Source organism: Streptococcus mitis (assembly GCF_946188585.1).
GTDB classification, from domain to species: Bacteria; Bacillota; Bacilli; order Lactobacillales; family Streptococcaceae; genus Streptococcus; species Streptococcus mitis_DG.
Window position 1 is genome coordinate 22625 of record NZ_CAMHVI010000004.1, and the last position, 20842, is coordinate 43466.

Genomic DNA, 20842 nt, shown 5'->3' on the forward strand with positions numbered 1-20842 from the left:
GAAAATGAGTACAGATAAAAGGAGCAAATCAATGCCAAATTACAATATTCCATTTTCACCACCCGATATTACAGAAGCAGAAATTGCTGAAGTAGCGGATACCCTTCGTTCTGGTTGGATCACGACAGGTCCTAAGACCAAAGAACTGGAGCGTCGCTTATCTCAATATACACAGACACCTAAGACTGTCTGCCTCAACTCTGCGACTGCCGCTCTTGAGTTGATTTTACGCGTTTTGGAAGTGGGACCTGGAGATGAAGTCATCGTTCCAGCTATGACTTATACAGCTTCATGTAGTGTCATCACTCACGTAGGGGCAACACCTGTCATGGTGGATATCCAAGCAGATACTTTTGAGATGGACTATGACTTGCTTGAGCAAGCTATCACTGAAAAGACTAAGGTAATCATCCCGGTTGAGCTTGCGGGGATTGTTTGCGACTATGACCGTTTGTTCCAAGTTGTGGAGAAGAAACGTGACCTCTTTACTGCTTCAAGCAAGTGGCAAAAAGCCTTTAACCGTATTGTAATCGTGTCTGATAGTGCCCATGCTTTGGGATCAACTTATAAAGGACAACCTGCTGGTTCTATCGCTGACTTTACTTCCTTCTCATTCCATGCCGTTAAGAACTTTACAACGGCAGAAGGTGGAAGTGCCACTTGGAAAGCCAATCCAGCGATTGATGACGAAGAGATGTACAAGGAATTCCAAATCCTTTCTCTTCATGGTCAAACTAAGGATGCCCTTGCTAAGATGCAACTGGGTTCATGGGAATACGATATCGTCACACCAGCCTACAAGTGCAATATGACCGATATCATGGCGTCACTTGGTTTGGTACAATTGGACCGTTACCCAGCTTTGCTACAACGTCGTAAGGACATTGTGGACCGCTATGATCGAGGTTTTGCAGGTTCTCGCATTCGTCCATTGGCACACAAGACTGATAGTGTCGAATCTTCACGCCACCTCTACATCACCCATGTAGAAGGTGCTAGCCTAGAAGAGCGTAACCTCATCATCCAAGAATTGGCCAAAGCAGGAATTGCAAGTAACGTACACTACAAACCGCTTCCTCTCTTGACAGCCTACAAGAATCTTGGTTTTGATATGGCGAACTATCCCAAGGCTTATGCCTTCTTTGAAAATGAAATTACCCTCCCTCTTCACACTAAACTAAGCGATGAGGAAGTAGATTATATCATTGAGACTTTCAAAACAGTTTCTGAAAAAGTGCTAACTTTATCAAAAAAATCGTAAAAAAGTCTTGACAAAGAAAAAACAAAGTATTAAAATAAGTTCAACAAATCAGAAAAGTAACTATTTTTGATCTTCAGGGAGCCTGTGGTGATTGTGAACAGGTGGTTGGAAGTAGTGAAAGTGGGCTGATTTTAAAAATGAATTTGAAACAATGAAAATTCGGTGCGCACACCTTACAGTGCAACTTGTTGTTAGACAAGGTAGAGATGTAAAGGGGAATAGTCCCTTTATAATTGAGGTGGCACCGCGTTACCAACGCCCTCACATGGAATTTAATTCTGTGTGTGGGCTTTTTCATATCTTGAAATAAATACTGAAAGAGGAAATTTTTATGACAACTAAAGGTTATTTTGGACAATTTGGTGGTAGTTTTGTACCGGAGCCGATTCAGGCTTTGTTGGATGAGTTGGAAGTGACATTTGACAAGTACAAGGATGATCCAGAATTTTTGGCAGAGTTTCGCCATTACTTAAAAGACTATTCAGGCCGTGAAACACCGCTTTATTTTGCGGAAAGTTTGACAGATCACTTAGGTGGCGCTAAGATTTATCTCAAGCGCGAAGACCTTAACCACCTTGGTTCTCACAAGCTCAACAACGTTTTAGGACAAATTCTTCTTGCTAAACGTATGGGCAAAAAACGAGTGATCGCGGAAACAGGAGCTGGTCAACACGGTGTTGCGACAGCAGCGGCTGCAGCCAAGTTTGGTATGGCCTGTGATGTCTACATGGGAGCAGAGGATGTGGAACGTCAACGTCTCAATGTTTTCCGTATGGAGATGATGGGAGCAACTGTTCACGCAGTTGAAACAGGGACACGAACTCTTAAGGATGCGGTTGATGCAGCCTTTGGAGCATGGATGAATGACCTTGAAGCCTTCTATGTTCTGGGATCTGCTGTAGGTCCTCACCCTTATCCTACAATTGTCCACGAGTTCCAAAAGGTCATCAGTGAAGAATCTCGCCGTCAAATCTTAGAAAAAGAAGGACGCTTACCAGACTACGTTATTGCTTGTGTAGGTGGAGGTTCCAATGCCATTGGTGCTTTTTCTCAGTATGTGGCTGATGAAGAAGTTAAATTGGTTGGGGTCGAAGCTGCTGGTCATGGACTTGATACAGACAAGCACGCAGCTACTATGACAAAAGGTAGTATCGGAATTGTCGACGGCATGAAGACCTATGCAGTCTTTAAGGAAGATGGAGAGCTGGCTCCAGTTTACTCTATCTCAGCTGGATTGGACTATCCAGGGGTTGGCCCAGAACACGCCTACTTTAAAGATTCAGGTCGCGTGGAATATGTGGCTGCGACAGACGAAGAAGCTGTTCAGGCTCTCCTCCTTCTCAGCAAGACTGAAGGAATTATCCCAGCGATTGAAAGTTCGCACGCTATCGCAGAAGCAGTTAAACGTGCACCGAAACTAAGTAAAGACGAGATTATCATCATCAACGTCTCTGGTCGTGGAGACAAGGACGTAGCTGCAATTGCAGACTACCTAGAAGCTAAAAAATAAAAAATGGAAAAATTACAGTTCTTTCTCTCACAGAGAGCTTGTGGTTGCTGGAAACAAGCAGAGAAAGCTGTAAGGTTGGGTCCATTTGAAACAAGAGAAGAAAACATAATTCTCAAGGGAGTGCCCTTTATCGCACAGCCTGTTACAGGAGGTATCTGAGACAGGAATGAGAGATAGGAGAAATCCTATAATTGAGGTGGCACCGCGAATTTCGTCCTCACGCAAGTTATTTTGCGTGGGGATTTTTCATACAGTCGCCACGGACTAGAAGTAGAACTGAAAGGGAAATGACAATGGAACGAATCATTCATGGAGATGTCTTATCACCAATTTTGGCTTATATGCGCCTAAAGGGGCAACACAAGGTTATCTTAGAAAGTATTCCGAGAGACAAGGAAACAGCTCGTTTTTCTATCCTAGCCTATAATCCAGTTTTTGAGATTAAGTTTGAAAATGGAGTCCTTTATCAAAATGGTCAAGTGATTGATCGGGATCCCTTGGATTTCCTTTATGAAATGACTCATAAGAGCCAGCACAATTCAGATCTACCTTTTGGTGGGGGAGCTATTGGATTTGTGGGTTACGATATGATTTCACTCTATGAAGAAATTGGTCAAATCCCTCAAGATACCATTGGGACGCCAGACATGCATTTCTTTGTCTATGAGAGCTACATGGTTTTTGACCACAAGAAGGAAAAAATCCATGTTATCGAGGATGCTCTTTACAGCGAGCGTAGTCAAGAGAATTTGGAAAAAGCCTTGAACCAAGTGCTTGAGGAATTACGCATCCCTGCTCCAAATGAATTTGAAGACTTGGATTTATCACCACTTGACTTCAAACCCCATATTGCTCCTCAGAAGTTTGAGGAAATGGTGGAAACCGCTCGTGACTTGATTCGTAATGGAGATATGTTCCAATGCGTACTCAGTCAACGCTTCTCAGCAGAAGTTATTGGAAATCCATTTGACTTCTACAGAAATCTTCGCGTGACCAATCCATCAAATTACCTCTATTTCTATGATTTTGGAGATTATCAAATCATCGGTGCCAGTCCTGAAAGTTTGGTTTCTGTTAAAAATGGCGTTGTAACAACCAATCCGATTGCCGGTACGCGACCAAGAGGCGCTACGGATGAAGAAGACAAGGCTTTGGCGACAGACCTGCTTTCTGATGAGAAGGAAACAGCAGAACATCGGATGTTGGTAGACTTGGGGCGTAACGATATTGGTCGCATATCTGAAACAGCCAGTGTCCAAGTTACCAAGTATATGGAAGTGGAGCTTTTCCGCTATGTCATGCATTTGACCAGCGTGGTCAAGGGGCGTTTGCTTCCAGAACTCACTGCCATGGATGCCTTGAAATCAACACTTCCTGCTGGAACAGTGTCAGGAGCACCAAAGATTCGTGCCATGAGACGTATCTATGAACTGGAAACAGAAAAACGTGGCGTATACGCAGGAGCAATCGGTTACTTGTCTGCGACGGGTGATATGGATTTCGCCATTGCCATCCGAACGATGATTCTCAAAAATCAAACAGCCTACGTGCAGGCTGGGGCAGGGATTGTCTATGACTCTATTGCCCAAAACGAATACCAAGAAACCATTAATAAAGCTAAATCTATGACTAGAATTGGAGAACTAAGACCATGATTTTATTGATTGACAACTATGATTCTTTTACCTATAACTTAGCCCAATACATTGGGAATTTTGCAGAAGTGCAGGTTTTGAGAAATGATGATCCTAGGCTGTATGAAGAAGCTGAAAAAGCAGATGGTCTGGTCTTTTCTCCTGGTCCTGGTTGGCCAGTTGATGCTGGAAAGATGGAAGACATGATTCGTGATTTTGCTGGCAAGAAGCCGATTTTAGGGATTTGTTTGGGCCACCAAGCCATTGCAGAAGTCTTTGGTGGTAAGTTAGGTTTGGCTCCAAAAGTCATGCATGGGAAACAGAGCAATATCAACTTTGAAGCGCCATCTGTTTTGTATCAAGGTATCGAAGATGGCCGTGCGGTCATGCGTTACCACAGTATTTTGATTGAAGAAATGCCAGAAAACTTTGAAGTGACAGCTCGTTCGACTGATGACCAAGCCATCATGGGGATTCAACATAAAAACCTACCGATTTATGGCTTCCAGTACCATCCAGAGAGCATTGGAACGCCAGATGGCTTGTCTTCTATTCGGAATTTTATCGAGAAGGTTGTAAAGTGAGGAAACTAGGATGAAAGAGATTATTGAAAAACTAGCAAAATTTGAAAATTTATCAGGTGTGGAAATGACGGATGTCATTGAGCGTATCGTAACTGGGCGTGTAACTGAAGCGCAGATTGCTTCTCTCCTTTTGGCTCTTAAGATGAAGGGGGAAACACCTGAAGAACGCACAGCCATTGCCCAAGTCATGAGAGGACATGCCCAACATATTCCAACTGAGATTCATGATGCCATGGACAACTGTGGTACAGGTGGGGACAAGTCTTTCAGCTTTAACATTTCCACAACTGCAGCCTTTGTCTTGGCTGGTGGCGGTGTTCACATGGCCAAGCATGGTAACCGCTCGATTTCTTCTAAATCTGGTTCTGCAGATGTTCTCGAAGCCTTGGGAATCAACCTGGATCTCAAACCAGCTGAACTAGGTAAGGTTTTTGATAAAACTGGCATCGTCTTTCTCTTTGCAAAAAATATGCATCCAGCTATGAAATACATCATGCCAGCTCGTTTGGAACTAGGAATTCCAACAATCATGAACTTGACTGGTCCTCTGATTCACCCAATGGCTTTAGAAACACAGCTTCTTGGAATTAGCCGTCCAGAACTTCTAGAAAGTACAGCTCAGGTTTTGAAAAATATGGGTCGCAAACGTGCCGTTGTGGTTGCTGGACCAGAAGGTCTTGATGAAGCCGGCTTGAACGGAACAACCAAGATTGCTCTTCTTGAAAATGGCGAAATTACCTTATCCAGTTTTACTCCAGAGGATTTGGGGATGGAACGCTACGCTATTGAAGATATCCGTGGAGGGAATGCTCAGGAAAATGCAGAGATTTTGCTTAGCGTTCTTCAAAACGAACCAAGTCCATTCTTGGAAACGACAGTTTTAAATGCTGGTCTTGGTTTCTATGCTAATGGTAAGGTAGCTAGTATCAAGGAAGGAGTTGCCTTGGCCCGTCAAGTGATTGCTAGTGGTAAGGCCCTAGAAAAACTCAGACTGTTACAGGAGTATCAAAAATGAGTCAGGAATTTTTAGCACGAATTTTGGAGCAGAAGGCGCGTGAAGTTGAGCAAATGAAGCTGGAGGAAATCCAGCCCTTGCGCCAGACCTATCGCTTGGCTGACTATTTAAAACAACATCAGGACCGTTTACAGGTAATCGCTGAGGTCAAAAAGGCTAGCCCTAGTCTGGGAGATATCAATCTCGATGTGGATATTGTGCAACAGGCCCAGACTTATGAAGCGAACGGCGCAGTGATGATTTCTGTTTTGACAGATGAAGTTTTCTTTAAAGGACATTTGGATTATCTGCGGGAGATTTCCAGTCAGGTAAACATTCCAACGCTTAACAAGGACTTTATCATCGATGAAAAGCAAATCATCCGCGCTCGCAATGCAGGTGCGACAGTCATCCTGCTTATTGTGGCCGCCTTGTCCGAAGAACGCCTCAAGGAACTTTATGACTATGCGACAGAGCTTGGTCTGGAAGTCTTGGTGGAAACTCACAATCTAGCTGAACTAGAAGTGGCTCATAGACTTGGTGCTGAGATTATTGGGGTCAATAACCGCAACTTGACCACCTTTGAAGTTGACTTGCAGACCAGTGTAGATTTGGCTAAATATTTCAAAGATGATTGCTTGTACATTTCTGAATCTGCTATTTTCACAGGGCAGGATGCGGAACGAGTAGCACCATACTTTAATGGAATTTTAGTTGGGACAGCTCTCATGCAGGCAGAGGATGTGGCTCAAAGAATCAAGGAGTTGCAGATTGACAAAAGTTAAGATTTGTGGACTATCGACCAAAGAAGCGGTGGAAACAGCCGTATCAGCAGGAGCCGACTACATCGGTTTTGTCTTTGCACCTAGTAAAAGACAGGTGACCTTGGATCAGGCTGTTGAGCTGGCAAAGCTTATTCCTGCAGATGTCAAAAAGGTTGGTGTATTTGTTTCACCAAGTCGGGCAGAACTGCTAGAAGTCATTGACAAAGTTGGCTTGGACTTGGTTCAAGTTCACGGTCAGGTGGCAGATGATTTGTTTGCGGATTTGCCTTGTGCCAGTATTCAGGCTGTGCAGGTGGATGGAGAGGGTCATGTGCCCAATTCTCAGGCAAACTATCTACTCTTTGATGCCCCTGTGGCTGGGAGTGGTCAGACCTTTGACTGGGCTCAACTGGATACGATTGGACTAACTCAGCCTTTCTTTATCGCAGGTGGGCTTAAGGAAGACAATGTCGTAAAAGCAATTCAACACTTTACTCCCTATGCAGTCGATGTATCGAGCGGAGTGGAGACAGATGGACAAAAAGATCATGAAAAGATTAGAAGATTTATAGAGAGGGTAAAGAATGGCATATCAAGAACCAAATAAAGATGGATTTTACGGAAAATTCGGTGGACGTTTCGTCCCAGAAACATTGATGACAGCAGTTTTGGAGTTGGAGAAGGCCTATCGTGAAAGTCAGGCAGACCCAAGTTTCCAAGAGGAATTAAACCAACTCTTGCGCCAGTATGTGGGGCGTGAAACTCCTCTTTACTACGCAAAAAACTTGACCCAGTATATTGGCGGAGCCAAGATTTATCTTAAACGTGAAGACCTTAACCATACAGGGGCCCACAAGATTAACAATGCCTTGGGACAAGTTCTTCTGGCTAAACGCATGGGTAAAAAGAAAATTATCGCTGAAACAGGTGCTGGTCAGCACGGTGTGGCAACTGCAACTGCTGCAGCCCTCTTTAACATGGAATGTACTATCTACATGGGTGAGGAAGATGTCAAACGCCAAGCCCTCAATGTGTTCCGTATGGAGCTTTTGGGAGCCAAGGTTGAGGCAGTGACAGACGGTTCGCGCGTGCTCAAGGATGCGGTCAATGCAGCCCTTCGTTCATGGGTAGCTAATATTGATGATACCCACTATATCCTTGGTTCTGCCTTGGGGCCTCATCCATTCCCAGAAATCGTTCGTGACTTCCAAAGTGTTATTGGTCGAGAAGCTAAACAACAGTACCGTGACTTGACAGGTCAAGATCTGCCAGATGCCTTAGTAGCCTGTGTTGGTGGTGGGTCGAATGCTATCGGGCTCTTCCATCCATTTGTAGAAGATGAGTCAGTAGCCATGTATGGGGCTGAAGCGGCTGGACTTGGTGTGGATACGGAGCACCACGCAGCTACCTTGACCAAGGGTCGTCCTGGTGTCCTTCACGGTTCCCTCATGGATGTGCTCCAAGATGCCCATGGTCAAATTCTTGAAGCCTTCTCTATCTCAGCAGGTTTGGACTATCCTGGTATCGGTCCAGAACATTCTCACTACCACGATATCAAACGTGCCAGCTATGTCCCTGTGACAGACGAAGAAGCCTTGGAAGGATTCCAACTCTTGTCTCGTGTGGAAGGGATTATCCCAGCCTTGGAATCTAGCCATGCCATTGCCTTTGCGGTGAAATTGGCCAAAGAACTTGGACCAGACAAATCCATGATAGTCTGCCTATCAGGTCGTGGGGACAAGGATGTGGTTCAAGTCAAAGACCGCTTGGAAGCAGATGCAGCAAAGAAGGGAGAAGCTCATGCCTAAGACACTAACAGAAAAATTAAACGCTATTAAAGCAGCTGGAAAAGGAATTTTTGTTCCCTATATCATGGCTGGTGACCATGAAAAAGGTTTGGATGGACTCGGAGAAACAATACACTTTTTAGAAGATTTGGGTGTCTCTGCCATTGAAGTGGGCATTCCCTTTTCAGACCCTGTTGCAGATGGACCTGTTATCGAAGAAGCTGGCTTGCGTAGTCTAGCCCACGGCACTTCTACCCAGGCTTTGGTTGAAACCTTGAAAACCATTGAAACAGAGGTTCCACTGGTTATCATGACCTACTTTAACCCCCTCTTTCAGTACGGTGTGGAGAACTTTGTCAAAGATTTGGCAGATACAGCGGTTAAGGGCTTGATTATTCCAGACCTGCCTCATGAGCATGCCAACTTTGTAGAACCATTTTTGGCAGACACAGACATGGCCTTGATTCCTCTAGTAAGCTTGACCACAGGGATTGAGCGTCAGAAAGAGTTGATTGAAGGGGCAGAAGGATTCGTCTATGCGGTTGCCATCAATGGGGTGACAGGGAAATCAGGCAATTACCGTGCAGACTTGGACAAGCACTTGGCACAACTGCATCAAGTAGCCGATATCCCAGTCTTGACAGGTTTTGGCGTATCTAGTCAAGCCGATGTAGAACGCTTCAATGCGGTATCAGATGGCGTTATCGTCGGTTCAAAAATTGTAAAAGCTCTCCATGAAGGAGAGCAGATTCAGGACTTTATCAAACAAGTAGTAGCTTACCAAAAATAATCACACAAGCAGCGAGCAAGAGGAAAGGCACGAAAGGAAGTCTTTCCTTTTTCTTTTGCAGGAGAAAGGCTAGAATTCCCGTAGCAGAAGCAAACTGAATCAAGATCAGCAATTCGGTCGCACTAAAGACGAGAGCGCAAGAAGCTAGAAAGAGAAAATCCCCTGCTCCCATGCGGATATCGATAAAATGAGCCAAAAAGCCAAGAGCAAGGAAAAAGACCATGACCAGATTCCAGCCAGAGCAGGCTATTAGGAGTAGATGGAAAGTCATCCAGACCAGTAAGGGATATTCCTGATGGCGAAAGTCGTAGATGCCCAAGGTCAAACCAGCAGTGATTAGGATGACTTGCCCCAAGGAAAGAAAACCCCAAGACCAAGATAGAAAGAGGAGACCTAAGCCTAGTTCAAAGAGGGCATACCAGATAGGATAAGGAGCCTTGCAGTAGCGACAGCGAAAGCGATTGAAGACCTGCGAGAGAATCGGAATCAAATCTAAGGGACGCAAGCGAGTCTGACAGGAATCGCAGTGACTGGCTGGACTGATAATGGATTGCTCTGGAAAACGGTCAATGACCAAACCAAGAAAGGAAGCGAGAATGCTCCCGACAAGAAAAAAATAAATATCAATCATACTTATCTATTCGTAAAAAATAGGAGAAGTAGTATAATGGAGAAACATAGATAAGATGGTGAGGCAAATATGACAATTCGTTTTGAAGAAAAGGTGAGCACAGAAAACGCTCAATTCGTATGCCAATGGTCCAACTCCCTTGGCAAATCCTTTCAAGAACAATGGATGGGACCAAAGATTCCTTTCCCCTTGACAATTCAGATCTTGCAAGATTTGGAAGGAATCTTTTCTATCTTTGATGGACCAGAGTTTGTGGGGCTTATCCAGAAAATCAGGCTAGAAGACAGTAATCTTCATATTGGAAGATTTTTTATCAATCCTCAGAAACAGGGGCAAGGCTTAGGTAGCCAGGCTTTAAGGAAATTTGTTAGTTTGGTATTTGAAAATGGAGATATAGATAGTATTTCTCTAAATGTCTTCGAGGCAAATCAAGCAGCCAAGCACCTTTACCAAAAAGAAGGATTTGAAATCGTTCAAATAGTTGAAGAACCTGTACGAAAATACATTATGAAAAAGGGGAGATAGAAAGTAAAAATCCTTGAAATCAATCTTGACTGCGATGATGAACCTGAATCAGCCCCTCAAAAGAGACTGTATATGAATGAACGTTACCAGTGTTTAAAAACTAAAGAATATCAGGCACTTTTATCTTCCAATGGTAGACAAATTTTCGCTAAACGTAAGATTGATATGAAATCTGTCTTTGGGCAGATAAAGGTTTGTTTGGTTATAAGAGATGTCATCTGAGAGGTAAGCGTAAAGTGAGAATTGACATGGGATTCGTACTCACGGTCAACAACCTGCTGAAATATAATAAGAGAAAGAGGTGAAATTAAAAAGCTAGAGTTCCGCAATTGGAAATCTCTAGCTTTTTGTTTTCTGAGAATCATCTTGACTCAGACTCTTTTGACTAATGTTACTAAAGAGATAAAGTAACTTTTAGCCTTATTTATTGTCGCCACTCAACATGTTTTTGATACCTTCTACAGCACCTTCTACAGCGTCTTTGGCATCTTCAGCAACTTCTTTTACTTTAGAAACAACTTTTTCAGCTGCTCCTTCTTTTTCCATTTTTTCATCACCGATGACTTTCCCAACACCTTCTTTAATAGAACCTTTAGCTTGATTTAATTTTTCTTCTACTGACATGATAATTTCTCCTGTTATATTTATTTTATCTTAGTTTACACGAGTTTTTTCGTGAGATACTACACCAGTTGCTGCACCTTTAACAGCTTCTACACCTTCGCTAACTTTTTCTTGAACAGTTGAGAAACCAGATCCAAGACCAGATTTAGCTTTTTCGAATTGTTCTGAAGCGAATTCTCCTGTTGATTCAGCAACGTCAGATACGCGATCTTGAAGGCTTACTGAGTCTGCTTCATGTTGTTCTTTAGTTTTGATGTCGACAACGTTTACGTTGATTTCAACAACTTCCAAGTCAGTCATTTTAGCAACTTCTGAAGATACGATTTCTCTGATTTCTGAATATAAAGCTGGAACATTTTTTTGGTACTCAGCAATAATGTTTAAGTCAACTGCAACTTGTGTTTTACCAACTTCTACGTTAACACCACTTGTTACGTCATCGCTGTTAACGATTTTTTCTTTAAGATTTGAGAAGAAACCACCGTCGATTCCCAAAAGACCTGAAACGTTTTCTAGTGACAGACCAATGATTTTTTGGATAACTTTATCTTCGTAAGTAAGTTCCCCTTTGATTTCGTGAGCTACAGCAGTAGCATCTTTCTTTTCTACGTTAGTGTTAATGTTTTTTTCGTTTGACATATGAAACTCCTTTAATTAAATTAGTAATTTTTATTTATCTATATAGTTTTTTTCGATATATAATCCAGCTGCAACTCCCAGTGCTCCTAAAATCAATACAAATATTGTTTTGAAGAAGCCAAAGGAGATAATCAAACAAGCGAGAAATACGCCTATGAGACCTGCGATTATTGGATATCGATATTGTTTAAGCCATTCCATTTTTTACTTCCTTACTTCACACGACTAACAGTCTTTTTGTTTTGAGGTTTTGGTTTAGGCTGGTAGTCTTTTACTAGAACTTCTAGTTTAACCTGACGCTCAATACCAAAAAACTGCTTCAATCCATTAGTTATTTCATTTTGAATTAGTTGGCATCTGTCAGCGATGTTGTCCGAAGGAAGAATTTTACCTTCTACATGAACGAAACATTTATTTTTTCGTAAATTTACATGAACAGTTGGGTTCTTGATCAATCCATGATCACTCACCAAACTTCTAACAAAACCTTCGATTGCTGAATTCTTTAATTTCAATGTATCGTTTTTAGTTTCAAGTTGAATTTCCAAATAACGTTTAGGATAAAACAATACAACTAACATCGATAACAAAACTAAAGTTGATAGAGCCACTATCCCCCAGAATATATATCTAGAGAGATAAAATTCAACGAAATGATTCTGTCTCCAGCTAAATAGCTGAATGCCTAGATCACTAACTTGATGATAATCTATCAAAACAGGAAGGAAAATTGTCAAGATTAAAATACAGAAAATAATGAAACATATTTTCTTTGCTTTTGACATATACAATCCTTTCGATTTAACATTTAAACTATTTTTACCCGTCTAATCTATTTAAAAATAGTTTATTACTACAAGTAATTATTTTTTACCTGTAAAGAATGATACTACAGTAACAACAATTGCTGCTCCTGCAATAGATGGGATCAAAGCCATTCCAGCGATGGATGGGCCCCAACTACCTAAAAGGGATTGTCCTACAGATGACCCGACTAAACCAGCGAATACATTTGCGACGATTCCCATAGAAATACCTTTTTTAGTGATTCTACCTGCTACAAGTCCAATAAGACCTCCAGCAATGATTGACCACAATATTGCTTACCCTCCTTTTTTATTTTAATATCAAAAAATAAATCAATTCCTTTGATTATTGCTATTATATAATTTTGATATAAAATAATCAATTATTTTGATTATTATGTAATTTTAATATAAAAAAATCAAATTCTTTGATTGTTGCTATTATATAATTTTTAAAATTAAAAATATAATCTTTCGACTTGAATTTGATTCTGTATTTACGCCCTCAATAGACAGTAAAATAAGAAAATTGTTTATATATTGCCTCCGTAGTGTTATTATACGAAATAAAGGATCTTAGTAAAAGTCGTTACAGCATGTTATACCTATTCTTTGTGGTATAATTGCAAGAGGTTTAATCCGATAATTTATAAAGAGAGAAAGACATTCATGAGAGATTTATTATCTAAAAAAAGTCATAGGCAATTAGAATTATTAGAATTATTATTTGAACATAAACGTTGGTTTCATCGTTCTGAACTAGCAGAGTTATTAAATTGTACAGAACGTGCAGTCAAAGATGATCTATCCCATGTTAAATCTGCTTTTCCTGACTTGATTTTTCATTCTTCTACTAATGGTATACGCATTATTAATACCGATGATAGTGATATTGAAATGGTTTACCATCATTTCTTTAAGCATTCAACTCATTTTTCGATTTTAGAATACATCTTCTTTAATGAAGGTTGTCAAGCTGAGAGTATTTGTAAAGAATTTTATATCAGTTCATCTTCGCTCTATCGTATTATTAGCCAAATCAATAAAGTGATTAAAAAGCAATTTCAATTTGAAATTAGTCTGACCCCTGTTCAAATCATTGGAAATGAGAGAGACATTCGTTACTTTTTTGCACAATATTTTTCAGAAAAATATTATTTCCTAGAATGGCCATTTGAAAATTTTTCATCAGAGCCCCTATCTCAATTGTTAGAATTGGTTTATAAGGAAACAAGCTTTCCAATAAATTTATCAACGCATAGAATGCTAAAGTTGTTCCTGGTTACTAATCTATATCGAATAAAGTTTGGTCATTTTATGGAAACAGAGAAAGATTCTTTTAACGACCAAAGTTTGGATTTTTTAATGCAGGCAGAAGGAATAGAAGGTGTTGCTCAGAGTTTTGAATCAGAATACAATATCTCTTTAGATGAAGAAGTTGTTTGCCAATTATTTGTGTCTTACTTTCAAAAAATGTTTTTCATAGATGAAAGTCTCTTTATGAAAAGCGTAAAAAAGGATAGCTATGTTGAAAAATCTTACCATCTATTGAGTGATTTTATTGATCAGATTTCAGTCAAGTATCAGATTGAGATTGAGAATAAGGATAATCTGATTTGGCATCTGCATAATACTGCACATCTGTATCGTCAGGAGTTGTCCACTGAGTTTATTTTATTTGATCAAAAAGGGAATACAATCAGGAATTTTCAAAATATTTTCCCTAAATTTGTTTCAGATGTAAAAAAAGAGCTTTCTCATTATTTAGAGACTCTTGAAGTTTGTTCTAGTTCAATGATGGTAAATCATCTATCTTATACCTTCATCACTCATACCAAACATTTGGTGCTTAATCTACTACAAAATCAGCCAAAGCTGAAGGTTCTGGTTATGAGTAATTTTGATCAGTATCATGCAAAATCCGTTGCAGAGACACTTTCTTATTATTGCAGCAACAATTTTGAACTTGAAGTTTGGACTGAATTAGAATTATCAAAGGAATCTTTAGAAGAATCGCCTTATGATATCATCATTTCTAATTTTATTATTCCGCCGATTGAGAATAAGAGACTGATCTATTCAAATAATATAAACACGGTCTCACTCATATCTTTGTTAAATGCCATGATGTTTATTCGATTAGATTAGTAACCTAAAATAAAAAATGCTATTTCGCGTTTTGAACTGTACCTCAAAAGTTAGACAGAAAAAATCTAATTTTTGGGGTGTTTTTATTAAGAAAAGACCTTCAGTCATTTAAGTAAAATGTACATCTAGAGTCATAGTCCTCTAAAACTCTTGCTTTTTTTGTAGAAGATACGAAAAAAACCTTGATTCCAAGGCTTTTCCTGTTGTATGTAGATGCCCCCTACATGGATTTGTAAGAACTTTTCATATTGAAAATAAACAAAAATGTTGAAATATAGCTGATTTTAGGGAAATACTTTTAGGTGTTTTCAATGTCAGGATTTAAAAATGGGGCAAAAACGAATGACTCGTATTTGGTTTGAAAACCTATAATACCTAATGATTATGCTATTCTAGATATATAGTTTTGTTATAAATAAATGTCAGTGCGAGATCAAATTGGAGGATAAAATGGAAAAACAAATTAATGAAAAAAAAGCCTTGGTTCCCAAAGCTTTTTAATCTTATAAACTCATTAAAAGAACCCCCAGTTAGATTTGGAATATTTTTTATTCTGTGTCACATAAAAATAAATAAAATGAATGGCTATAGCTAGAGCTAAAATGGTTGTTATACTCACTACTATTATAGGATTAGAAGCAAAGATTAAAGAGAGAATCAAGGCAGTCAGATAGAGTGTCGCTTGGACACAGTAGTAACTTTTCGAATAGCGAAGATAGTGTTTGTTATGGGGCCCATTTACTAGGACAGCAGCTTGAAAGAGGCCAAATCCGATATAAGAGAAGCTGGTTGCAAAGAGACGATTAGCTTCAGGATTCAGAAGAAAACTCATCGAAACGGTCATCATAAGAAGTCCAATGAAAATAGGATAGTGACTGTAAATTAGAAATAGTCCCTTTTGATTAGATTTTTCATCAATAGCATGGTCGAATTGACCAAAATAAAACAAGAACAGAGAAATCATAATAATGAAATAAAGAACCGAATAAATCGAGAAATTCTCGATTGTAAAGAAGTTAGCTAGCTCCGTAATCATCTCTCCAAACATAATAATGACAAGAAGGGAGATGCGCTCGATTAAATGGGGGAGATTTACCTGGTAATGCTTATCTTTATTAAGCAAGATACTTGGCATAATAAATGTTAGCAGAATACTAGCAAATAAGATATAGACTCTAAGGTAAATAGGAAGAAGAGCTGCTAGATAGAATCCTAAACTTCCTAGACCTGTTATCCATAGAAAACCTTTGATACTTTCCCGATTAGCATCATCGGTTGATTTTCTAAAAAATTCAACCAAATATTGAAAAAATAAGGTAAGGGTTAATGTACCAATAGCCCAACAGAGATAATGAAAATATTGTTGCCAATCAGGTCCAATCATATTGGCTATAAAGAGTAAAATTCCCATTTTGATAAACATGATTACTATGTTAAATAAAGAGTTCTTTCCATAGCGATTGGTATAATCGGTTTGAATCATCCAGGAATCGATGAGAAACAAAGTAGCAATGAGAAAATCAAGGAAAGAATTCCAAGTCAAAATACCGTTATGAAGATGGTCAATTAAAGTAGTTACTTTTGAAATTGCAAAAACAAAAACTAAGTCATAAAAAAGTTCTGAAAATTCTACACGTTTATGTTTAATAAGAGTTGTCATCTTAAGACCTTTCTATTTTAGAAGTACAATTTATTATAACAGAAAATGGTAATAAAAAAAAAGAGATGCTTAAATAACTTCATGTGACGCGAATGAACTGCGCCACAAAAGTTAGGTTTTTTCTGTCTAACTTTTGGGGTGCAGTTCAGAAGGGGTGTTTTTTCTATCGTTTTTTAGTGCTAAGACTACACAAAAAAGCCTTGATTCCAAGGCTTTTTCCTGTTGTATTTAGATGCCCCCTACAGGGATTTGGAAAGGACTTTCATATTGAGAGCAATTAAAAATATTGAAATATAAGTGATTTTAGGTATTTTCAATGTCATGATTTAAAAATGGGACAAAAGTGGGGCAAAAACCATACAGATTCTAAACTGTATGGTTCTTTTTTTATCTAACCAAGAAAGGTTAAAACTTATTAAAACACATGCAATCAACTGTTGAAAACTTTTTAGTCCGTGTAATATAAAAACAAGTAAAAAGTTGAACTATAGGGAATATTGTGTCATAATAGGTAATAGATGAATAATTAATAGATTGGAAATAATGCTTTCTTACCTTAACAAGTTGAATTGGTTATACATTTTTTCGTCGCAATTGTGTCTATCTCTCGAGTTTAGCTAGTTTTTATAAGCTCTGGTTTCTAATCAATATAACAAATTTTAGAAGTGCATAAGACAAGATGGTGACATTACTACAGTCATTTCTAGTCACCATATGTTGCTGGCACAGGCTGTTTGTAGTGTTGGCTATTTACTAGTCAGTTTAATCGGAGTGTTTAATTTTTATTGTTGAAAGGTTTTTATATGGCGAAAATTCTATCTTTAGGTCTGACAGGTAAGAAATTACTTGCTCAGGGGTTCTTGTTTGTTCTGCTAGGTCTCATCTTGATGGTCACGGGGACTTGGTTGCCAGTAAAGGTTATTCGACTGGTTCTGTTTTTAGCTTGGATAGCAACGGTCTTAGATTTAGTATTACGTATTTTCAAAAAAAGTCAGTCAACGGACACCTTGGGAGTTGCACTGGTTAAATTGTTAGTGCTGGGATATTTGCTTGGCTCCAATCTTGCGACGGATGTGCCGATTTATATTTTGGCTCTTGTGATTGGAGTTTATCAGATTTTTCATGCTAGTATTAACCTTGTCACCTATGTTCTCTACCGCAAAAACAAAATTCGACCTCGTTTTCGTCTCTTACTAGATGGACTCGTACTAGTTTTTCTTGGTGGGACTAGTCTTTTGTCCTCTACAGGAAATTCTGTCTTTCAACTCTTTGTATTAGGGGCTTATTTTTTCCTTTATGGTGTGTCCAATATCCGTGATGGTTTCTTGTTTGAGGAGGAAATTGGGAAAAACCATCTCAAACGTCGTATTAGAATTAGCTTACCTATTGTCCTAGCCGCTCTCATCCCTGCAAGAACTTTAGCAAAAGTTAACAAATTTATGCTGGAAAATGCTGATGAGGAAGAAGATATCCATCTTGGAATAGTGAAGTCTGGTAAGACAGCGGAGCTTGAAATTTTTGTTCATACAGCTGAGACCTCTCTGTTTTCGGCAATTGGTCATGTGGATATCTGCTATCAAGGCCGTGTTATTTCTTATGGCAACTATGATCCGTCTTCTGAGACCTTATTTGGCATGGTAGGAGATGGTGTCTTATATTTCTGTGATCGTGACAAGTACATTGACCTATGTAAACGTGAGAGTCAAAAAACGCTTTTTGGTTATGGGATAGATTTGACGCCTGAAATGGAAAAAGCAGTTCAGAAAAAGTTGGCTGAATTGAAACAACTGACGATTCCATGGGAGCCAAGTGCAGATAAAATCATGACAGGTGATGGTAAGGAAGACTACACCTACGCTTATAAAATCAGACATGAGACAGATGGGGAACTTTATAAATTTATCAAATCTAAGTTTAAATCCTACTTTGTCTTATCTACAAACTGTGTGCTCTTGGCTGATACCATAGTCGGTCAGGCTGGCACCGATATCCTCTCACCCAAAGGATTTATCGCTCCAGGAACTTACCAAGCCTACCTTAATCGAGAGTTTGAAAAACCAAATAGTATAGTCGTATCTAAACATGTTTATTAAGGAGAATTTATGAACTTAGTAAAAAAATACACCCCGTTAATACTTTTTATAGGGCTGGTTGCTCTTGTAATTCTGAATGCATCGAGCTTTATATCAGGAGCAATCTCTCTCTTTGATGTAATATCAACCTTGATTTATGGTGCTGTTATTGCTTTTGTGCTTAATGTTCCTATGAAAAAAATTGAACAGTACTTAGTTAAATTGAAGGTAAAGGCAGAGTTGCGTCGTCCGATTGCCATGGTACTTGTTTTCCTAGCTCTTATCTTAATCGTGATTGCTCTTTTGGTTTTGGTGCTGCCAACCCTAGCCCAGACTATTAGTCAGCTGGGAACAGTCCTTTCAACAGTCCTTACTCAACTTGGGAAATTGCTAGACAGCTCGGAATTTGTAACCAAAGACATGCTGTCAACTATCGTATCAGGAATTCAGGGACAGTCTAGCTCTATTAGTCAAGCTTTGATAACCTTCTTATCCGGTCTGACTAGTAATATCGGCAATATTTTTTCAAGTTTGATGAATGCCTTTTTGATTATAGTCTTCACCTTTTTATTTTTATCCAGTAAGGAACATCTGGCAGCGATGACGAGTCGACTTCTAAAAGTTTTTCTTCCAGAGAAGGTGGTGATAAAGTTGACTTACATTGGACAAGTAGCACTAGAGACTTATGACCAATTTTTGATGAGTCAGCTGATTGAAGCAGTTATCATAGGAGTTATGATAGCGGTTGTTTACAGCGTGTTTGGGATACCCTATGGAGTAATGACAGGTATCTTTGCAGGAGTGCTATCGTTCATTCCTTATGTAGGGCCTATGATTGCTTGTGTTGTGGGAGCGATTTTTATCTTCACAGTGAGTCCTAATCAAGCCTTACTTTCTCTTCTTCTATATCAAATCATACAGCTGATTGAAGGAAACCTTATTTATCCTAGAGTTGTAGGTCAGTCTATTGGTTTGCCAGCTATTTTCACGCTTGCGGCTGCTAGTATTGGAGGCAATCTCTTTGGCTTACTTGGGATGATATTCTTTACACCGATATCTGCTGTTATCTATCGATTGGTTAAGGAATTTGTCGTTGCAAAGGAAAATCAGCTAGATTAAGAAAAACTAAATTTAATAAGATATACTGAGAAGAGAGTGAGAGATTCTCTTCTCTTTTATTTTTAAATACTTTTCTACAAAAAGCTATTAGACGTTAAAAAAAGCCTTGGTTTCAAGGCTTATTTCTGTTGATTTAGATGTGCCCCCTGCAGGGCTCGAACCTGCGCCCCATAGCTTAAGAGTCTACTGCTCTACCAACTGAGCTAAGGAGGCAACAGAAAAAGCTGAGAATGTAACTTCCCAGCTATTTTAATATGCCCAAAATGGCAGCTAGATTATTTACGAAAGGCATCAAGGATATAGGTGAAACCAACAATTAAAAATGCAAAGGCAACGACATAAACGACAAAGACACTTGTAGCTACTGGATTGAACAAAATCACTAGACCTAGTAAAAATGCAAGCAACGCTATCCACATGATATGGTTGCCAATAATAGGGAAAATCAATCCCAGACGATTGCCTTTAAAGAAAGCTATAATGGCTTCTACAATTAACCAAATTCCTAAAATAGTTGGAATGACAACTGGCAGCGTCACAAAGCCATAGGCAACGAGGTAAAGAGCTAAGAGAAGATTAACAATCCCTTGGAAAAGATGAGCTGGTGAGCGAAGCTCTTTTGGTACAGAGAAATAGCCTAAAATAGCTGCTATAGAAGCAACCAGTAAACCAAATGCAATCCACCAGCTGTAAACAACAAGATTAGCTACTGGGTTTGTAAATAGGAAAAGTCCTAAAAGGACAAAAACAACTCCTGCAAGGAATAGCAGTAAACGATTAGAAAATTTCATTTCAATACCCCCTATATAGTATAGTATAGTTTGATAATAAAAATATTATACACCTTTTTAGAGGAAATATCAATAAACAAAATGGAAAATTTGGAAGTTTCAGTCTGATTTATGAAAAGAAAATCAGTTTTTATTATTTTGAAAATAAAAAGAGAAGATAAAATTTGTCTTCTCTACATGAAAATATTGTATGGAATCAAAGCAAAAGTAACTGGCTTTACACTATTTGTAAAGATGTAATTTGATTCAAAAAGAAAAGATAGATTTAAAATGTGGGACAAATGATGGGGTAAATCAGTTATAGACAAGCAAAAAAAGCCTTGATTTACAAGGCTTTTTCCTGTTGTATTTAGATGCCCCCTACAGGGATCGAACCTGTGACCCACGGATTAAGAGTCCGCTGCTCTGCCAGCTGAGCTAAGGAGGCAAAGAAAAAAGCTGTATTGGTGCCGAAACTTCACGGTTTGTATTGAACCCGCGCAATTAAGCAGGTGGGCAACTCG

General features: G+C 39.2%; 21 protein-coding genes, 2 tRNA genes, 1 pseudogene and 1 other annotated feature. Of the genes and pseudogenes, 14 read left to right on the forward strand and 10 right to left on the reverse strand.

The genetic code is table 11. The features are described from left to right. Nucleotides 1-31: 31 nt before the first annotated feature. The 9 genes from N8M66_RS06185 (at nucleotide 32) to trpA (ending at nucleotide 9324) form a co-directional block, all read left to right on the forward strand. The gene (locus tag N8M66_RS06185) at nucleotides 32-1261 is read left to right on the forward strand and encodes a DegT/DnrJ/EryC1/StrS family aminotransferase (RefSeq protein WP_261046220.1); all 1230 of its coding nucleotides are present in this window, start codon (nucleotides 32-34) and stop codon (nucleotides 1259-1261) included. 331 nt (nucleotides 1262-1592) lie between these two features. Next, a complete protein-coding gene (trpB, locus tag N8M66_RS06190) occupies nucleotides 1593-2771 on the forward strand; it encodes a tryptophan synthase subunit beta (RefSeq protein ID WP_000208440.1) in 1179 nt (392 codons plus the stop codon). Next, nucleotides 2762-2993, forward strand: a binding site (T-box leader). It overlaps the preceding gene by 10 nt. 71 nt (nucleotides 2994-3064) lie before the next feature. Then, nucleotides 3065-4426, forward strand: coding sequence for an anthranilate synthase component I (gene trpE, locus N8M66_RS06195; RefSeq protein WP_261046223.1), 1362 nt, complete (start codon nucleotides 3065-3067; stop codon nucleotides 4424-4426). Next, a complete protein-coding gene (locus tag N8M66_RS06200) occupies nucleotides 4423-4989 on the forward strand; it encodes an aminodeoxychorismate/anthranilate synthase component II (RefSeq protein WP_261046225.1) in 567 nt (188 codons plus the stop codon). The genes trpE and N8M66_RS06200 overlap by 4 nt, the downstream gene beginning before the upstream one ends. A gap of 10 nt (nucleotides 4990-4999) precedes the next feature. Further along, on the forward strand, nucleotides 5000-6004 hold the full coding sequence (trpD, locus tag N8M66_RS06205; protein WP_261046227.1) for an anthranilate phosphoribosyltransferase: 1005 nt from the start codon (nucleotides 5000-5002) through the stop codon (nucleotides 6002-6004). After that, nucleotides 6001-6768, forward strand: coding sequence for an indole-3-glycerol phosphate synthase TrpC (gene trpC, locus N8M66_RS06210; RefSeq protein ID WP_261046229.1), 768 nt, complete (start codon nucleotides 6001-6003; stop codon nucleotides 6766-6768). The genes trpD and trpC overlap by 4 nt, the downstream gene beginning before the upstream one ends. Next, the gene (locus N8M66_RS06215) at nucleotides 6755-7354 is read left to right on the forward strand and encodes a phosphoribosylanthranilate isomerase (protein WP_261027397.1); all 600 of its coding nucleotides are present in this window, start codon (nucleotides 6755-6757) and stop codon (nucleotides 7352-7354) included. The genes trpC and N8M66_RS06215 overlap by 14 nt, the downstream gene beginning before the upstream one ends. Continuing rightward, nucleotides 7332-8555: a tryptophan synthase subunit beta gene (gene trpB / locus N8M66_RS06220; protein WP_049551735.1), complete on the forward strand. Its 1224-nt coding sequence runs from the start codon at nucleotides 7332-7334 to the stop codon at nucleotides 8553-8555. Before N8M66_RS06215 ends, trpB (N8M66_RS06220) begins: the two co-directional genes overlap by 23 nt. Then, nucleotides 8548-9324, forward strand: a complete 777-nt coding sequence (gene trpA / locus N8M66_RS06225) for a tryptophan synthase subunit alpha (RefSeq protein ID WP_261046231.1) — start codon at nucleotides 8548-8550, stop codon at nucleotides 9322-9324. The genes trpB (N8M66_RS06220) and trpA overlap by 8 nt, the downstream gene beginning before the upstream one ends. Here trpA and N8M66_RS06230 read toward each other — a convergent pair. Beyond that, nucleotides 9296-9955: a prepilin peptidase gene (locus tag N8M66_RS06230; protein ID WP_261046233.1), complete on the reverse strand. Its 660-nt coding sequence runs from the start codon at nucleotides 9953-9955 to the stop codon at nucleotides 9296-9298. The genes trpA and N8M66_RS06230 overlap by 29 nt on opposite strands. Nucleotides 9956-10024: 69 nt before the next feature. Between N8M66_RS06230 and N8M66_RS06235 the strand changes: the two genes are divergently transcribed. Both N8M66_RS06235 and N8M66_RS09520 read left to right on the forward strand, forming a co-directional pair. Beyond that, nucleotides 10025-10480, forward strand: a complete 456-nt coding sequence (locus tag N8M66_RS06235; protein ID WP_261046234.1) for a GNAT family N-acetyltransferase — start codon at nucleotides 10025-10027, stop codon at nucleotides 10478-10480. A gap of 33 nt (nucleotides 10481-10513) precedes the next feature. After that, nucleotides 10514-10785 (forward strand): annotated as a pseudogene (locus tag N8M66_RS09520) (transposase); the annotation flags it as partial. 115 nt (nucleotides 10786-10900) lie between these two features. On the opposite strand, the gene N8M66_RS06245 reads toward N8M66_RS09520, so the two are convergent. From N8M66_RS06245 to N8M66_RS06265, 5 genes are all read right to left on the reverse strand, one after another. Continuing rightward, a complete protein-coding gene (locus tag N8M66_RS06245) occupies nucleotides 10901-11104 on the reverse strand; it encodes a CsbD family protein (protein WP_060628708.1) in 204 nt (67 codons plus the stop codon). A gap of 30 nt (nucleotides 11105-11134) precedes the next feature. Then, complete coding sequence (locus N8M66_RS06250) at nucleotides 11135-11743, reverse strand: Asp23/Gls24 family envelope stress response protein (RefSeq protein ID WP_000064110.1); 609 nt, start codon at nucleotides 11741-11743, stop codon at nucleotides 11135-11137. 30 nt (nucleotides 11744-11773) lie between these two features. Continuing rightward, the gene (locus N8M66_RS06255; RefSeq protein WP_000455064.1) at nucleotides 11774-11944 is read right to left on the reverse strand and encodes a DUF2273 domain-containing protein; all 171 of its coding nucleotides are present in this window, start codon (nucleotides 11942-11944) and stop codon (nucleotides 11774-11776) included. 11 nt (nucleotides 11945-11955) lie between these two features. Continuing rightward, the gene (gene amaP, locus N8M66_RS06260; protein ID WP_020901648.1) at nucleotides 11956-12528 is read right to left on the reverse strand and encodes an alkaline shock response membrane anchor protein AmaP; all 573 of its coding nucleotides are present in this window, start codon (nucleotides 12526-12528) and stop codon (nucleotides 11956-11958) included. Between the two features lie 78 nt (nucleotides 12529-12606). Then, complete coding sequence (locus N8M66_RS06265) at nucleotides 12607-12843, reverse strand: GlsB/YeaQ/YmgE family stress response membrane protein (RefSeq protein ID WP_025170701.1); 237 nt, start codon at nucleotides 12841-12843, stop codon at nucleotides 12607-12609. 375 nt (nucleotides 12844-13218) lie between these two features. On the opposite strand from N8M66_RS06265, the gene mgaSpn reads away from it, so the two are divergent. Then, complete coding sequence (mgaSpn, locus tag N8M66_RS06270) at nucleotides 13219-14697, forward strand: virulence factor transcriptional regulator MgaSpn (RefSeq protein ID WP_125416311.1); 1479 nt, start codon at nucleotides 13219-13221, stop codon at nucleotides 14695-14697. Nucleotides 14698-15211: 514 nt separating this feature from the next. On the opposite strand, the gene N8M66_RS06275 is transcribed toward mgaSpn, so the two are convergent. Continuing rightward, nucleotides 15212-16357, reverse strand: a complete 1146-nt coding sequence (locus N8M66_RS06275) for a low temperature requirement protein A (protein WP_261046238.1) — start codon at nucleotides 16355-16357, stop codon at nucleotides 15212-15214. Nucleotides 16358-17160: 803 nt separating this feature from the next. On the opposite strand from N8M66_RS06275, the gene N8M66_RS06280 reads away from it, so the two are divergent. Both N8M66_RS06280 and N8M66_RS06285 read left to right on the forward strand, forming a co-directional pair. Continuing rightward, entirely contained in the window at nucleotides 17161-18450 is a 1290-nt protein-coding gene (locus tag N8M66_RS06280) for a hypothetical protein (protein ID WP_004256070.1), read from the forward strand. A 9-nt stretch (nucleotides 18451-18459) separates the two neighbouring features. Continuing rightward, nucleotides 18460-19548 (forward strand): AI-2E family transporter, encoded by a 1089-nt coding sequence (locus N8M66_RS06285; protein WP_261046240.1) that lies wholly within the window; start codon nucleotides 18460-18462, stop codon nucleotides 19546-19548. A gap of 140 nt (nucleotides 19549-19688) precedes the next feature. Here the strand turns inward: N8M66_RS06285 and N8M66_RS06290 are convergent. The 3 genes from N8M66_RS06290 to N8M66_RS06300 form a co-directional block, all read right to left on the reverse strand. After that, nucleotides 19689-19761, reverse strand: a tRNA-Lys gene (locus tag N8M66_RS06290). Between the two features lie 62 nt (nucleotides 19762-19823). Then, a complete protein-coding gene (locus N8M66_RS06295) occupies nucleotides 19824-20339 on the reverse strand; it encodes a DUF308 domain-containing protein (protein WP_261046242.1) in 516 nt (171 codons plus the stop codon). Between the two features lie 354 nt (nucleotides 20340-20693). Continuing rightward, a tRNA-Lys gene (locus N8M66_RS06300) sits at nucleotides 20694-20766 on the reverse strand. Between the last annotated feature and the right edge of the window lie 76 nt (nucleotides 20767-20842).